Origin of the sequence: Helicobacter pylori, from assembly GCF_017594925.1 — a bacterium.
Classification (GTDB): domain Bacteria; phylum Campylobacterota; class Campylobacteria; order Campylobacterales; family Helicobacteraceae; genus Helicobacter; species Helicobacter pylori_DP.
The window spans coordinates 1-15,033 of the sequence record NZ_JAALNT010000018.1 but is presented as its reverse complement, the minus strand read 5'-3'; the positions used below and the strand labels follow the sequence as shown (position 1 = coordinate 15,033).

Annotated in this window: 19 protein-coding genes; 6 read left to right on the top strand and 13 right to left on the bottom strand. The window is 39.1% G+C overall.

Annotation, left to right across the window (positions count from 1 at the left end):
* Positions 1–13 precede the first annotated feature (13 nt).
* The 5 genes from G6069_RS06520 to G6069_RS06500 all read left to right on the top strand — a co-directional run bounded on the left by G6069_RS06520 (position 14) and on the right by G6069_RS06500 (position 3,138).
* Positions 14–328 carry a thioredoxin family protein gene (locus G6069_RS06520; RefSeq protein WP_000895147.1) on the top strand — a complete coding sequence of 105 codons (315 nt, stop codon included), beginning with the start codon at positions 14–16 and terminating at the stop codon, positions 326–328.
* Between the two features lie 356 nt (positions 329–684).
* A complete protein-coding gene (gene lpoB, locus G6069_RS06515; RefSeq protein WP_000243401.1) occupies positions 685–1,317 on the top strand; it encodes a penicillin-binding protein activator LpoB in 633 nt (210 codons plus the stop codon).
* A 23-nt stretch (positions 1,318–1,340) separates the two neighbouring features.
* On the top strand, positions 1,341–1,868 hold the full coding sequence (locus G6069_RS06510) for an LPP20 family lipoprotein (protein WP_197293760.1): 528 nt from the start codon (positions 1,341–1,343) through the stop codon (positions 1,866–1,868).
* Positions 1,869–1,875: 7 nt separating this feature from the next.
* Positions 1,876–2,217 (top strand): hypothetical protein, encoded by a 342-nt coding sequence (locus G6069_RS06505; RefSeq protein WP_079305590.1) that lies wholly within the window; start codon positions 1,876–1,878, stop codon positions 2,215–2,217.
* A gap of 9 nt (positions 2,218–2,226) precedes the next feature.
* Positions 2,227–3,138: an LPP20 family lipoprotein gene (locus G6069_RS06500; protein ID WP_197293759.1), complete on the top strand. Its 912-nt coding sequence runs from the start codon at positions 2,227–2,229 to the stop codon at positions 3,136–3,138.
* 824 nt (positions 3,139–3,962) lie between these two features.
* Here the strand turns inward: G6069_RS06500 and G6069_RS06495 are convergent.
* The 13 genes from G6069_RS06495 to G6069_RS06435 form a co-directional block, all read right to left on the bottom strand.
* Positions 3,963–6,203: an outer membrane beta-barrel protein gene (locus G6069_RS06495; protein WP_197293758.1), complete on the bottom strand. Its 2,241-nt coding sequence runs from the start codon at positions 6,201–6,203 to the stop codon at positions 3,963–3,965.
* A gap of 201 nt (positions 6,204–6,404) precedes the next feature.
* Positions 6,405–7,757 carry a tRNA uridine-5-carboxymethylaminomethyl(34) synthesis GTPase MnmE gene (mnmE, locus tag G6069_RS06490; protein ID WP_197293757.1) on the bottom strand — a complete coding sequence of 451 codons (1,353 nt, stop codon included), beginning with the start codon at positions 7,755–7,757 and terminating at the stop codon, positions 6,405–6,407.
* Positions 7,750–8,547, bottom strand: a complete 798-nt coding sequence (locus G6069_RS06485) for a Jag N-terminal domain-containing protein (protein ID WP_197293756.1) — start codon at positions 8,545–8,547, stop codon at positions 7,750–7,752. The genes mnmE and G6069_RS06485 overlap by 8 nt, the downstream gene beginning before the upstream one ends.
* A complete protein-coding gene (gene yidC / locus G6069_RS06480; protein ID WP_197293755.1) occupies positions 8,547–10,193 on the bottom strand; it encodes a membrane protein insertase YidC in 1,647 nt (548 codons plus the stop codon). The genes G6069_RS06485 and yidC overlap by 1 nt, the downstream gene beginning before the upstream one ends.
* Before the next feature lie 5 nt (positions 10,194–10,198).
* Entirely contained in the window at positions 10,199–10,555 is a 357-nt protein-coding gene (gene yidD, locus G6069_RS06475) for a membrane protein insertion efficiency factor YidD (protein ID WP_001245515.1), read from the bottom strand.
* A complete protein-coding gene (gene rnpA / locus G6069_RS06470; protein ID WP_197293754.1) occupies positions 10,542–11,027 on the bottom strand; it encodes a ribonuclease P protein component in 486 nt (161 codons plus the stop codon). The genes yidD and rnpA overlap by 14 nt, the downstream gene beginning before the upstream one ends.
* On the bottom strand, positions 10,987–11,121 hold the full coding sequence (rpmH, locus tag G6069_RS06465; RefSeq protein ID WP_001847286.1) for a 50S ribosomal protein L34: 135 nt from the start codon (positions 11,119–11,121) through the stop codon (positions 10,987–10,989). Before rpmH ends, rnpA begins: the two co-directional genes overlap by 41 nt.
* 71 nt (positions 11,122–11,192) lie before the next feature.
* A complete protein-coding gene (locus tag G6069_RS06460) occupies positions 11,193–11,594 on the bottom strand; it encodes an ExbD/TolR family protein (protein WP_000755082.1) in 402 nt (133 codons plus the stop codon).
* A 10-nt stretch (positions 11,595–11,604) separates the two neighbouring features.
* Positions 11,605–12,057: a TonB-system energizer ExbB gene (exbB, locus tag G6069_RS06455; protein WP_000661837.1), complete on the bottom strand. Its 453-nt coding sequence runs from the start codon at positions 12,055–12,057 to the stop codon at positions 11,605–11,607.
* A 2-nt stretch (positions 12,058–12,059) separates the two neighbouring features.
* The gene (smpB, locus tag G6069_RS06450; protein WP_000766485.1) at positions 12,060–12,518 is read right to left on the bottom strand and encodes an SsrA-binding protein; all 459 of its coding nucleotides are present in this window, start codon (positions 12,516–12,518) and stop codon (positions 12,060–12,062) included.
* Positions 12,496–13,320, bottom strand: a complete 825-nt coding sequence (locus G6069_RS06445; protein ID WP_197293753.1) for a 4-(cytidine 5'-diphospho)-2-C-methyl-D-erythritol kinase — start codon at positions 13,318–13,320, stop codon at positions 12,496–12,498. The genes smpB and G6069_RS06445 overlap by 23 nt, the downstream gene beginning before the upstream one ends.
* A complete protein-coding gene (locus tag G6069_RS06440; protein WP_197293752.1) occupies positions 13,317–13,547 on the bottom strand; it encodes a carbon storage regulator in 231 nt (76 codons plus the stop codon). The genes G6069_RS06445 and G6069_RS06440 overlap by 4 nt, the downstream gene beginning before the upstream one ends.
* 17 nt (positions 13,548–13,564) lie before the next feature.
* The gene (locus G6069_RS06435) at positions 13,565–14,053 is read right to left on the bottom strand and encodes a peptidylprolyl isomerase (protein ID WP_197293751.1); all 489 of its coding nucleotides are present in this window, start codon (positions 14,051–14,053) and stop codon (positions 13,565–13,567) included.
* Positions 14,054–14,176: 123 nt separating this feature from the next.
* Here G6069_RS06435 and G6069_RS06430 point away from each other — a divergent pair, with 123 nt between their 5' ends.
* Entirely contained in the window at positions 14,177–14,956 is a 780-nt protein-coding gene (locus G6069_RS06430) for a hypothetical protein (RefSeq protein WP_197293750.1), read from the top strand.
* The last annotated feature ends 77 nt before the right edge of the window (positions 14,957–15,033 follow it).

Here is a 15,033-nt window from a genome sequence, read left to right as displayed (position 1 = left end):
ATTAAGGATTATCATGTTAGAAGTGATTAACGGGAAGAATTACGCAGAAAAAATCGCTCATCAAGCGGTAGTGGTTAATGTGGGGGCGAGTTGGTGCCCGGATTGCAGAAAGATTGAGCCGATCATGGAAAATTTAGCCAAAACTTACAAAGGCAAGGTGGAATTTTTTAAGGTTTCTTTTGATGAAAGCCAGGATCTCAAAGAGAGCTTAGGCATTCGCAAGATCCCTACTTTGATTTTTTACAAAAACGCCAAAGAAGTGGGTGAAAGGCTTGTAGAACCTAGCTCTCAAAAACCGATTGAAGACGCTCTAAAAGCGTTATTATAAAGGGCATTAAAAAGCCTTGTTAAAATAAGAACTCATAGAAATCTTTTTAGCCCCTTTTTTAATAGGGGGCTAACTTCAAATGGCTTTTATATTATTTTTTTATCTCAAAAAATCGTTTTTATCGTTTTTAAATAAGCATGTTTGTTAAAAAAGTTTCTTTAATTAAGTTAAAAATGAACGAATTTGTGGTATTAATGCTTGCGGTGTGAAATTTTTAGGGCTAAAACTTGTAAAATGTGAAAAAAAAGACACATAAAATGCTAAAATCCGCAAAAACACTGTGTGTTTAGATTAGAAGTTTAAAATTAGGAACGGAAGTATCTGTTTTAAATTTTGAATAGGGAGTTTCTATCACTATGGTATTGAAAACAAAATTAAAAATTATAAGTTCGGTGATTTTGAGTACTTTATTGTGGGTGGGTTGCTCAAGCGAAATGGCAACTTATCAAAATGTGAATGATGCCACTAAAAATACGACTGCAAGTATTAATAGCACGGATTTATTGCTAACTGCTAACGCGATGTTAGATTCCATGTTTAGCGACCCTAATTTTGAGCAACTCAAGGGCAAGCATTTGATTGAAGTCTCAGATGTGATTAACGACACCACGCAACCCAATTTGGATATGAATCTTTTGACGACTGAAATCGCGCGGCAGTTGCGGTTGCGATCTAATGGGAGGTTCAATATCACAAGAGCGAGCGGAGGGAGCGGCATTGCAGCGGATAGCAGAATGGTGAAACAGCGCGAAAAAGAACGAGAGAGCGAAGAGTATAATCAAGACACCACTGTAGAAAAAGGCACTTTAAAAGCCGCTGATTTATCTTTAAGTGGTAAAGTATCTAGTATCGCAGCCTCTATTAGTAGTTCTAGGCAGCGCTTAGACTATGACTTCACCCTAAGCCTTACCAATAGGAAAACGGGTGAAGAGGTATGGAGCGATGTTAAGCCTATTGTGAAAAATGCTAGCAATAAGCGTATGTTTTAAATTTATATTTGAAAGGATGAACAATGAAAAATCAAGTTAAAAAAATTTTAGGGATGAGTGTGATGGCAACGATGGTGATCGTAGGTTGCAGCCATGCCCCAAAATCAGGTATCAGTAAAAGCAATAAGGCATACAAAGAAGCGACTAAAGGCGCTCCTGATTGGGTTGTAGGGGATTTAGAAAAAGTGGCGAAGTATGAAAAATATTCAGGGGTCTTTTTAGGAAGGGCTGAGGATTTGATCACTAATAATGATGTGGATTATTCTACTAACCAAGCTACAGCGAAAGCTAGGGCTAATTTAGCGGCGAATCTAAAATCCACTTTACAAAAAGATTTGGAAAATGAAAAAACCAGAACGGTAGATGCTTCTGGTAAAAGGTCCATAAGCGGCACTGATACTGAAAAAATTTCTCAATTGGTGGATAAGGAATTGATCGCTTCTAAAATGCTCGCCCGCTATGTCGGTAAAGATAGGGTTTTTGTTTTAGTGGGCTTAGATAAGCAAATTGTGGATAAGGTGCGTGAAGAATTAGGCATGGTTAAAAAGTAGGGTTTTAATGAAACGCCTTGCTATTGCGCTTATTTTGGTGTTGGGGTTTGTGTGGGGGAAATCCTTGCCTAAGTGGGCAAAAGATTGCTCAAAAGAGATGCAGATTGAAAAGACCCAAACCAAAGATGAAAAAATTTTAGTGTGTGGTATGAGCGATATATTGCTTTCAGATATGGATTATAGCTTGTCCTCAGCCAGACAAAACGCCTTAGAGAAAGTGATGGAAGCTTTCAAGGGGGATAAAATAGAGATTAAGGCTAGTGAGCTAAAGGCCACTTTTATTGATACGGATAAAGTTTATGTGCTTCTAAGAATCACTAAGAAGCATGTCGCTTTAATGAATGAGTAAGGATTAATAATGAAAAAGATTATTCTTGCATGCCTTATGGCTTTTGTGGGTGCCAATTTGAACGCAGAGCCTAAGTGGTATGGCAAGGCCTATAACAAAACAAACACCCAAAAAGGCTATCTTTATGGGAGTGGTTCAGCCACTTCTAAAGAGGCTTCTAAACAAAAAGCGTTAGCGGATTTAGTGGCGTCTATTAGCGTGGTGGTTAATTCCCAAATCCATATCCAAAAAAGTCGTGTGGATAATAAGTTAAAATCCAGTGATTCGCAAACGATTAACTTAAAAACCGATGACTTGGAATTGAATAATGTAGAGATTGTCAATCAAGAAGCGCAAAAAGGGATCTACTACACCAGAGTAAGGATTAATCAAAACTTGTTTTTGCAGGGTTTAAGGGATAAGTATAACGCTCTTTATGGGCAGTTTTCCACCTTAAAGCCTAAGGTTTGTAAAGGGGTTTTTTTACAGCAATCTAAAAGCATGGGGGATTTATTGGCTAAAGCGATGCCTATAGAAAGGATTTTAAAAGCGTATTCTGTCCCGGTGAGTTCGTTAGAAAATTATGAAAAAATCTATTATCAAAACGCTTTCAAACCTAAAGTGCAAATCACTTTTGATAACAACAGCGATACAGAGATTAAAAACGCTCTCATGAGCGCTTACGCTAGAGTATTGACCCCTAGCGATGAAGAAAAGCTTTATCAAATCAAAAATGAAGTTTTCACAGACAGCGCTAATGGTATCACACGCATTAGAGTGGTTGTTAGCGCGAGCGATTGCCAGGGCACGCCTGTGTTGAATAGAAGCCTTGAAGTGGATGAAAAGAATAAGAATTTTGCTATCACGCGCTTGCAATCTTTGCTTTATAAAGAATTGAAAGATTATGCCAATAAAGAAGGGCAAGGCAATACGGGGTTATAAGCAGGATATTAATCTTGCTTGCACTTTTTTATTCATTCAGTTTTATAGCGTCATTATTTTGTTTAGCGTGGCATTTTCGCACCCATTAAAATAAACCCTCTAAAGGTTTGTGGCTTTTGTTCTCGCCAAATAAACTAAATATCATTCAATACTCTTTATCCCACAAACTCACTTAAAACCACACCCGCTAAAAACTAAAATTAACAAAAACTAAAATCTTTTTAAAACCACCCAAGCAGAAATCCCAAATATCTTTGTAGTATAATACCCCCATACATTTGTATCTAGCGTAGAAAGCGTGCAAAGTTACGCCTTTATAAGATATGATGTGTGAGACCTGTAGGGAATGCGTTGGAGCTCAAACTCTGTAAAATCCCTATGATTAGAGACACAGAGTGAGAACCAAACTCTCCCCCAACATCAGCCTAGGAAGCCAATCGTCTTTAGCGTTTGGGCGCTTCACGAGCCTATACAAGCGAGATTGTTTGAAAAAACCAAATGACTTTGGGCTTTCAAATCCCCAAGCTAGGGTCTATTTTTTTGCCCCACAAACTAACAAACTTTTTTAAAAACTAACGCAATTTTAAACCAAACAAACGCTTAAAAAGGGGCGTTTGAATGCGAAAGGAGAACAAAAACATGAGACAAAATAACGAGGCAGAAAAAACTCCAACGAGCTTAAAGAAAACACGCAAGCGATGCGAGAACAAAAAGAGCGATCCATAACGCTAACGCTCACGCACAAAACAGAACTAAAAACGCCTACAAAAGAGCCTAAAAAGAGCGTTTAGAGCCAATAGAGAGTTAAAGCCAATTTTTAACCCCTAGAAAATCCACCCATAGTTAAAAAACACTTTAAAATGGCTGCCCCCTTCATTCAGGGTGATAGAATTGGTAGTTGCGCCATCGCTAGAAACGACCCTAGATTTCAACTGGACTAAAGGAACGCTAATGCCTATAGAATATTTAGAATGCTTGTAGCGGTAATTCAACCCACCGGTCACATTTAAATTACCGCTCCCTTTGTATTGGTTCAACAAATAATAGCTGTTGTATAAGCCCCTTAACCCCCCAAACACCCCAAGAGAGGAAATGAACACTTTCTTGGTTAGATTGTTTTTAGGGTTCTTTTCGTTGGTGTAATTGGTGATGAAATCAAACAACACATCCATCCCCACGCCATAGCTTAATTGTTGGATTTTTTCGTTATTGGCTTGAGCGTAGTTGTATTTGATAATGCCATAAGAAGACAACCCTAGGTAATCGTTAAAATATTTTTGATAGCCCATTTTAAGATTAACGCCTAATAGGGGGGCTCCAAAGGGTCGTGAGGTTTTTGAAGTGCGATAAGTGGTAGCGCTAGATTTAGTAGATGAAAGGCTTTGACTGATCGCACTAAGCATAGTGGTCGCAAAATCTTGCGTGTTCAAACTAGCGTTTAAATAGTTGGTTTGGCTGCTCAAATTAGTGTAATCCACCGGTAGGGCGTTTTGATCAATGAGTTGCTGCCAAACCGCACTAGTAACGCCTATAAGCCCGGCGGGGACTTGAGAGCAATCAGTATAAATGGAATTGGGGTAATTGCTAGGGAAAGCGGGCTGACCTTGGCCGCCAAAACGAGAACACACATCATAGGTAGAGCCATCGGTGTCTCGCACTTCATGCCCGTTGTCAAACACTTGCACTTCTTTCCCATCCACTTGCTCTATCCTCCCGCCCTGACAGCGCTCTTCTGGCCCATTGTTTTCTTCGCACATGCGCACTCTTTGATAAGTCATGTTCCCATTGTGCGTATAGCCTAAGGTATGCCCGTATTCATGGATAATGTCTCTTAATTGCATGATGGCGACTTTATTCAATTCTTTGCCAAAGAGTATTTCAGGGTCTAAGAAAGGGGACAATATCCCTAAAGCGCCAAAATTGGTGCCATCATCGCCTGGGCCATTGGGGCCGCCATATTGAGATCCTAGCCCTAAATCCCCTCCTCTTGTGGGCAAGAGATTCACATAAAGATTATTCGTAACTCTATAGCTATAGATAACGTCTTGCGGCGTTAATATCACTGATCCTGTTTGCCCGTTTTCTATATTGTATTCATCTCCTTTATTTTTAGCGATCAATTTAGGATCAACAAGCCCATCGTTGTAAGGATTCACGCATGTAGAATAATTAGAATAACATGGCTTTGACAGGTTGTTGTCGCTAAACTGGAAGGGGGCGTTTTTAACGGCATCTTCCCACGATTTAGAATCAAACACCGCCATCATGTTCAGCATTAAATTGGTCAAATTTTTAGCGTCTTGAGAGGTGAAAGGCGGCACTTTAGCCACGCAATTTGCTTGGTTTTCGTATGGGGGGCATGGGGGTTTAGAACCAGTGCCGTTACCGCTAGAAAATTGGTTGTAATTGATATAAGTCATTTGAAGATTGGTTGTAACCTTGCTGAGCTTATCAAACAGATTCTGCGTGCTGGCATCAGAAAATTTTGTGGTGGTGGTTTGGAGTTGTTGGAAGCCATCAGCGTTAAGTTGCGGATCGTTAAACAAGCTTGCGGGCAGAATGATTTGAGATTGTTTAGGGATAGTCTCTATCACGCCCAAACTGACTACATTGCCTTGATTGTCTGTATAACTCAGCTCAATGTTGTTTAAATTATAAGGCAAGAAGTTTTGTATCATAATCAAGCTGCTATCACCATAGCCTGCTTCTTCAGCGCTTTCTTGGTTATAAGCGGTTACATACACAGGGGTTAAAGAATAAAAGGTTAAGTTGGTGATATTATCCTCTGCAAACAACTCAGTCGCATTCTTTAAAACGGTGCTTTGGGAGATGTAGTATTTCCCATAGGTGCTTTGAGGGGTAATGGGTTTGGGCTTGGGTTTGGGTTTGGGTTTTTCTTGAGTTGTTGCGATGGTTTGTTCTTGGGTTTGTGTGCCTTGTAATAGCCCAGTTTCAAACCCGGCTTCTATGAAAAAGCCGTCTTTTTGGTGTTTTTGAAAGGCTTCTACAGCGGTGAATGATCCGATTAGGGACAAACAAATCGTTTTACTAACGAGTTTTAGCATGAAATCTCCTTATTGTCTTTTTTAACATTTTTACTCAAAAATAGCTTATAGGTATGTATACATTTTAAACTAGCTCATTTTACCCCTTTTTGAAAAATGGCAGTATTGTTTTTGTAAATACGGATATTAAACCGCACTAATGGGTAAAAAAGTCTTAAAAAGTAGCGCTAAAAAGGGTTTTAATCCATTCCTTAAACGATTTTATTTGCCTAAGCAAAATTCGCTAAACATGCTATCAAGCATTTGGCTGGTTTCATAAGGGCGGGTGAGCAAGTTCAAGTTTTCTATCGCGCTTAAAATGTGATAAGAAAAAAGCTCTAAAGTTTCTAAATGGTTTTTAGCGTTTTGTAATTCAATAATGGCGTTTTCTAGGGCGGTTTTTTGGGCTAGGGAAGTGAGTAAGAGTTTGTTTTGAGTGTCTAGTTTGGGGAAAAAGGCGCTGATTTTTTGGCTCAAATCTTTCAAACAAGCCTTGGAATTTAGGGTGTTGGTTTCTAGTAAAGAATAAGGGATTTTAAGATAAGATTTTAAGATTTCAAGCTCCAACTTAGGGGCTAAATCGTTTTTATTCAAAACAACAATGCAAGGTTTTTTAGCACGATTAAGGGCGTCTATAAGGTTAAAATCTTCTTTTTCTAGGGGTTTAGAAAGATCAAACACGCCCAAAATAAGGTCGCAATTTTCTAAACTTTTAAGGCTTTTTTCAATCCCTAAACGCTCTATTTCATCCGCACTCTCTCTGATGCCAGCCGTATCAATCAAGCGCACCTTATGCCCTTTTAGTTCAATGACTTCTTCTATGGTGTCTCTTGTTGTGCCTTTAATGTCGCTCACTAAAGCCCTTTCTTCTAAAAGCATGGCGTTTAATAAAGAACTTTTGCCAGCATTGGGTTTGCCAACAATGCTTAAGGCATGACCTTTGTTCCTTTGTTTTTGCGCGTTAGAAAAATCCAATAAGTCTTTAAAAGAGGCGATTTGTTTTTCCAAATTAAAAGACACTTCCTTTAAAAAATCGCTAGGAATGTCTTCTTCGCTATAATCAATCAAAACTTCTGAGCTCGCCAAAAGCTTTAAAAGATCGTTCCTGGCCTCTTCAATAAAAATTTTCAACTCGCCCTTAAGCTGCCTGGCTAGGGCGTTTAAAACGCTTTCATCTTCACAAAGAATGAGCTGAACGCTCGCTTCAATCTCGCTCAAATCCATTTTATGGTTTAAAAAGGCTTTTTTGCTAAATTCCCCCGCTTGAGCAAGCCTAGCCCCTAAATTCAAACAAGCTTGAAGGATATTTTGCGCTAAAAGGGGGCTTCCATGGCATTGGATTTCGCACACATCTTCACCAGTGAAACTATAAGGGGCTTTGAAATAAATGACTAACGCTTTGTCTAATAAAACGCCATCAGAAAAAATATCGCGCACATAAGCGTATCTGGGGGTGAAATCTTGTTTTTGGGTGAGTTGTTTGAGGATGTTTAGGGCGTTATGGCCGCTGATTTTAATGATGCTAATCGCTCCCTTGCCTAAAGGGGTGGCGATAGCGGCGATGGTGTCATTCATTGTTAAAGTCGTTGATGACGATGTATTTTTCATCGTTTAAGTTGGTTTTGATAGAGACGTATTTGTTAGGGAACGCTTTTCGTAATTTCTTTAAAGCGATATAGGTTAAAACGCCATCAGGGGCTTTCATCTGCCCCTTACCCACTTCATGCACGGTCATGATCGTGCTTTGGAGTTGCGCTTCCATGACCTTTTCTTGGTTTTGTAAAAAAGTGGAGATTTCTAAGCGGATGCTATAGCCATAAGTAGGGTGAATCCAGTTAAAGAGCAAGTAAGAAAGGGCTTTGTAGCGATAACCTTTTTCGCCAATTAAAAGAGCGGAATCTTCGCCATCAATATCAATCAATAAAACCCCCGGTTCATAAAGGCTGACTTCCACTTTATTGATTTTATAGGGTAAGTGGGAGAATAAGTCTTTCAATTCTTGCTTAATTTCATGGAGTTTGTCTCCATTATGAGATTCTTCTTTAAGGTTTTTTTTAGGGGGTTTAGGGGTGATTTTTTCTTCTTGAGGCGTTTCTGTTTCTAATTTTTGTTTTTTTTCTTCTATATTGTTTTGATGGATTTCTTTCGTGTCAATTTCTTTAACGCTCTCTTCTTTAACCTCTTTAACGCTTTCTTTAACGCTCGCTAAAATGATGGCTTCTTTTTTACCAATGCTTAAAAACCCTTTAGAGGGCGTTTGAATGACTTCGTATTGCAAATTAATAATGGGGCAATTCAAGGCGATAGAAGCCTGGATAAGGGCTTCTTCTAAGGTTTTGGCTTTGATTTCAATAGGATTTTGCATCAATGTTCCTTTTTGTTTTGTGCATGCATGCGTTTTTTATTCTCTAAAACTTTATTAATAATGAGTTGTTGCAACACCGAAAGGATGTTGTTCGTGGTCCAATACAAGACTAACCCTGCAGGGAAAGTGATTAAAAAGATTGTGAATAATAGGGGTAGGAGTTTAAAAATCTTTGCTTGCATGGGATCGGTCATGGTGTTTGGCGTAACGCTTTGGTGCCAATACATAGACGCTCCCATAAGAAGCGGTAAAATAAAATACGGATCCATGATAGATAAATCATGAATCCATAGAATCCACTCTGAGCTTTTCAATTCCACAGCGTTATAAAGCACCCTATAAATCGCAAAAAACACCGGGATTTGTAAGATCAAGGGCAGACAACCCCCTAGCGGGTTGGCCCCATGTTTTTTGTAAAGCTGCATCATGTGGGCTTGCAACTTTTGGGGTTCGCCCTTGTATTTTTCTTGGAGTTCTTTCATTTTAGGGGCTAATTCCTTAAGCTTTTGCATGCTCACCATGCCTTTATAGCTTAAGGGGTAGAGGACAATGCGCACGATAATCGTTAAAAGAATGATAGCCCAACCCCAATTACCCACGAATTGATACAAATAATCCAGTAAAACAAACACGCCTTTCGCAAAGAAAGTGATTAAGCCATACTCTATCACATCCGTGAGCATCGGTGAAATCGCTTTCAAAGAGCGGTAATCTTTGGGGCCAATATAGCCATGCAGAGTTGCTTCATTTTTAAGGGAAATGAACCCTAAGGGGTTTTTAGTCCCGATTTCTGAATCGATTAAGGCTTCAAATCCTTGAGAATCTTTAGTGAAAAGCAAGGTGGTGAAATACCTATCCACGCTGGATAAAAAGAGGATATTGGAAAAGCGTTTGATTTCTTTAGCGTCTTTATCTTCAATTTTTTCAATTTTTTTGTCGTTATTTTCTAAAAGCACGCCTGAAAAGGTGTAGCTGTCTAAATCAGCCACCGGCCTGTAACCATTGGTGATCACATAGCTAGGGGTAAGGTTATTGGGCGATTTGAATGCGATTTTTAAATCATAATGCAAATCATCATAGAAAGTCAGGGTTTTAATGATAGTAAGAGCGCCTAAATCTTGGGTTAAAACGAGCTGTTCATTAGGCCCAAGAGTGGTTTTTGAAGCGCTATAAGGGGTGTTGAACGCTTTGTTATTGAGCGTGGGGTCTAAAAAACGCACTTCTAAAGGCTTGAGTTTATCGGCTGCTAAAAGGGGGAGCTCTTTTAGGGGGGGTTGCGCGTTTTCTTTGGAGCTAAAAAGATGGCCCACATGCTCTAAAAAGCCCTTTTGTTTGGGGGTTAGATACTTTTTATCCTTGAGATAAACCTGTTTGATGCGCCCTAAAAAGTCAATTTCAATCCTGGCATGCTCAAAAGAAATCGTGCTTAACAAATTCTCTTGTGGGGTTGTTTGAGTGGTGCCAAAATGTTGGGCGTTGGGCGCGTTAGGACTTGTTGTTGTGTGGTTGTTGGTTGTTTCTTGCTTTGTGGTTTGGGTTGTTGTTTTGTTTGGTTTTTGGAAAAAATAGCTATAAAGAGCGATAAACAAGAAAGACAGAGCGATCGCTAAAATCAAGCGGAGATTATTATTGTTGTTTCTATCCATTGTGATTAAACCTTAATGATGTAGTAAGTTGTGCGGCTTTTTGTAGTAGGAACGAGCCAAAAAGTAATGGTTTTAAAATTGCGGTTAAAATCTTTATGAGATTGGAGCAAACTAGGGCGTTTCAAGCGAGTAGTAGGGTAAGCAATGCCCCCAGAGCAAAAAGGGTTGCATGAGAGTATCCTTAGAATGATCTTACCCATAGCGCTCAAAGGGCTTTCAAAACAGAGCAACCACAGAGCGTAGTTAGAGCAAGTGGGGTAAAACCGGCAGCTTGAAGGGGTGAAAGCCGAAAAAAAGCGTTGGTAACCCCTAATGGATGCCGTAAAAATCGCGCTCAAAAAAGGCGTTTTATTGTTTCGCATAGGTATGAGTTATTCCTTTTTTCAAGTCTTTTAAGGCTTTGTTCATATAGTTTTTAATGGAAGTTAGCATTTCTAAAAAATGTTTTTCTAAAGCCCAAAAATCCAAATGGTAACAATCGCTTCTAGGCACAAACACCAAAGCAAGCCCTTGACAAAGAGCGGCATGCTTTAATGTAAGCGAACGCAAACGGCGTTTGATAAGGTTTCGTTTCACGGCGTTGCCGACTTTTTTGGACACGCTCAAGCCTAATAAATAAAGCGTTTTTTTGTCTTTAAGCCTACAAGAGAGCGGATCTTTAAAACTCTCTTTTCCTTTTGGCGGCTCTTTTGACAAATCCAAAACAAAGAGCGAAAAAAAAGGGTTGTGTTTTTTGAAACTCTTTTGATAAACCCTATCAAACTCACTCTTGTTTTTTAAAGAGTCATAGGGTTTAGACGGAAAGCTTTTTTCTGCCCTTAGCTCGTCTGGCATTAATCACCTTGCGCCCGTTTTTGGTTTTCATTCTCACAAGAAAGCCATGGGTTCGCTTTCTTGGTGTGTTGTGTGGTTGGTAAGTGCGTTTCATTTAAAACTCCCTTGACAAAAATTAAACATAAACACAGATTTTAGCTAAAGAATGCTAAAAATTGACTAAAACTAATTTTTTTGATTCTTTTTATCTTCAACAAGAATGTAAAGCTGCTTCAGATTGTTCGTTTGCAATAAATCCACGACTTTGATAAAGTTATCCAAATTGCTTTTCTTGTCGCCTTGCAAGACAATAGGGGTGTCTTTAGCCAAAGTGGAAACCTTGTGTTTTAAATTTTCAAAGCTGATTTCTTTATCGTCAAAATAAAAAGAACCCTTATTAGAAATGGCGATCGTAACTTGTTTTTTGTCCAACACGTCTTTAGAATCAGTGCTGTCTTTATCCACTTGAGGAATGCTAATAGGGAGCTTTGAAGTTTGCACAAAAGACGCCGTTGTAAGCACGATCACTAACAACACAAGCATGATGTCAATGAAAGGCACCACATTCATGGATTCTACTTTTTTCACCGCTCAATCCTTAGGCTTTGTTATAAATCTCATGGGATTGCGTGTCAACCGGGTGGTGGAAAATATCCCATTTGGTCACTAAAATCTCGCTTTTTCTCACGAGCAAGTTATAAATCACAATCGCAGGGATCGCTACCAATAACCCCATGCCGGTCGCTTTTAAAGCAAGGGCTAAATTAGTCATGATCGCCTTAGTGTCAATGCCAGAAGCTGAGCCTAAATCCATAAAGGTGAGCATGATCCCCATAACCGTTCCTAAAAGACCGATATAAGGAGCGTTTGAGCCAATCGTGGCCACTAAAGTCAGTCGTTTGTGTAAGGCTAATTCTAATTTACGCCTGTCTGTGTAATCATCTACACGAAGAGTGGCAAAAAACCACAACCTTTCTATTGCGATCGCTATAACGATGACTGATAAGAAGATCAAAAACCCTATGATCCCATAATCTACCATTTCTTTCATTATTATCCTTTAAAGTGGTGTTTTAAATCGGTAAGAATTTCTTTATTGAGCGCTTTTTCTTTGAGACTTTGTCTTTTGTCGTGCAATCTTTTTCCTTTCACTAAAGCAATTTGGATTTTAGCTCTATTTTTTTGGTTAAAATACAATTTCAATCCTACGATACTCAAGCGTTCTTTAGACGCTTCCATTTGCCATTTCAATAATTGCTTTTTGTGTAAAAGCAACTTACGCTCTCGCCTTTCATTGGGCTTGTAATACGCATGGATTGTATCTAAATATGATATATGAACACCAAATAAAAAAGCTTCTCCTTTGATTATTTTAACAAAATTATCTTTTAAATTCACCCGAGTTTGCCTCAAAGCCTTCACTTCAGAGCCTAAAAGCGCTAATCCCGCTTCTAAAGTTTCCAAAATTTCATAATCAAAATAGGCTTTTTTATTGCTGGCAATGAGTTTCATTCGCTCCCTTTTGAGTATTTTTTAGCCTAAAAAACGCGCTCCCGCTCCCGCTAAAAAACCACTCCTTGCCTAATTCGCTTTCTATATCTCTTAAGGCTTGGTTAGTGAGTAAAGCCGGTTTTAAAAGATCGTTTAATCCGTTTCGGTCGCAAGTTTTTAGGCATTCCAAACTCGGTTTTTTAAGCCATTCTTTAGCTTGAGAAAAACAAGTTTTAGGTTTATAAGCTTGATAAACGGCTTTAGTGCTACAAAAAACATGATTTGGCACATAGATTTCTAGGCGATTTTCTAAAGGCTCTTCTTCAAAATTTTCAATAACTTCGCCATAAGAAGTGGCGTTAGCGCTTGTGTATTGCGAGATGAAAAAGTTGGTGTCCGCGCCCACTAAAGATCCCATGCTATAAAGCTCTTCTAAACTCAAACGCCAATCAAAAATCTGATTTAAATGATACAATAGCCCCCCAGCATCAGCGCTCCCACCGCCTAATCCGGCTTGAGTGGGGATGTTTTTTTCCACTTCAATCGCCAGGGTGTCTAGGGATTTGATGACAGAATGAGAGAAATTTTTTGATTTTAAAAAATTCTTTAAAATTTGGAGGGCTTTAAAGAGCGAGCTTTCTTCTAAAGGGCAGTCAAAATCCCCTTTTAATGAGAAAGATAAGGCATTTTTGACGCTGATAATGTCTTTGAGCTTGTCTTTGACCAAACACATGCGAGAAATAAGCTTGTGGTAAGCCCCTTCTTTGTGAAGGATTTTTAAAAAAATATTGACTTTAGGATAAACTTCAAAAACATGCGTCAAGGCTTAATGACCTTTTTGATGTTTTCTAACACGCTTTCATCTACGGACGCAGAAGCTTTTTGGTTTTCGCTCACAATGGCCTCTTTGAGTTCAGCGCGCAAAATAAGGGTGCTTTCAGGGGCTTCAAACCCTAAACGCACACTCCCTCTATCTATGGAAATGACTTTAATGTGGATGTTATCATCAATGATAATCCCTTCATTAACTTTGCGGCTGAGTATGAGCATGTCTAATCTCTTGTTCCTTATAGAGAAGGGCTAAACACAACGCTCTCTATAGTATCGCCTTGCTTGATTTTATCCAAGACATTAAGACCTTCTACACTAGTGATCTTGCCAAACACGGTGTGTTCGCCATCTAAATGGGGCAAATCCACAAAACACAAGAAAAATTGACTCCCCCCTGTGTCTCTCCCGGCATGCGCCATAGAGATAGAACCTCTTTGGTGCTTGTTGGGGTTATGAGCCACTTCGCATTTAATGCGGTGTCCTGGCCCGCCTGTGCCTGTGCCATAAGGGCAGCCTCCTTGAGCCACAAAGCCGGCGATCACACGATGGAAGTTAAGCCCGTTATAAAAACCCTCTTTAGCCAAAGTTACAAAGTTACTGACCGCTTGGGGCACATCTTTGTAAAAAAGCTCTAGAGTGATATGGCCTTTATTGGTTTTGATCGTAGCGTAAGCGGTTTTTGCAAGCTCTTCTTCTTTAATATCATAAGTTTTAATTGGATCCATCATAAACCTTTGCGATAAGCTTTTGTCATTCAAATGCTCTATTATAGCAGTAAATTAAAACAATTGGTATTTTAGCCGATAGTGCTGTAGGATACTTTTGAAATTTAAGCAGTAAGTTGGATAATGGCGTTTTGGCATAAAAGATTAGCGGTTGGTTGTTGTATCGTTTTATTCTCATGCATGATGAACGCTAATAACATTCAAATCGTTAGAGACGATCCGCCCCTTGATCCAACGCTCCCTGCATGGGTTTATTCTGTTGCGTTATTGAAAGTGTATTTTAGCGATGGGACTTATAAAGAAGGCTATGCGACTTTGCTCAAAAATGGGCGTTATATCGCTTCTTCTGAAACGCTTTATTCTAATGGCTTATACCCTAAAATGATTTTAGCCAAAATGCAAGACAGCAGTGCTAAAGAGCTGATTTGCATAGCCAGCTTGCGCCTTGAAGCGATAGATAGGGATCAAGGGCTTTCGCTTTTAAAAACCGCCGATTTTAGAGACGATTATTGCCATAAAAGAGAAGAGAGCTATTATCATGCAAGGATTTACACAAAATACGCTCAAACTTTTCATTCAAATCCCTATACCGATCAAAAAACACCCAATTCCGATCTCTACTACCCAGCGTTAAATGAGGGGAATTCTTTTTCTATACAGATAACGGGCATTTCTGTGGCTGAACTTTTAAAATCTAAAAAATTTCTTTCGCTTGATGCTTCTTTTAAAAAGGGGAGCGTGTTGTGGGGAGGGAGGCCTTATTTTAGCGAAGTGGGGGAGTTTATGGGAATGGCTAGCAGCACTTTAGAAAACCACGAAAGTTTAGTGATTATCCCTAAAGAAAAGATCGTGCAATTTTTAAACGCTCTAAAAAATCAAAATATTTTCCCAAACATTCCCTAGTTTAAGCAAACCTTAAGCTTTCTATGACTATACTTTCATTTCCTTGTTTCAGCAAGGGCTTTTTAAAAAGCCGCTAA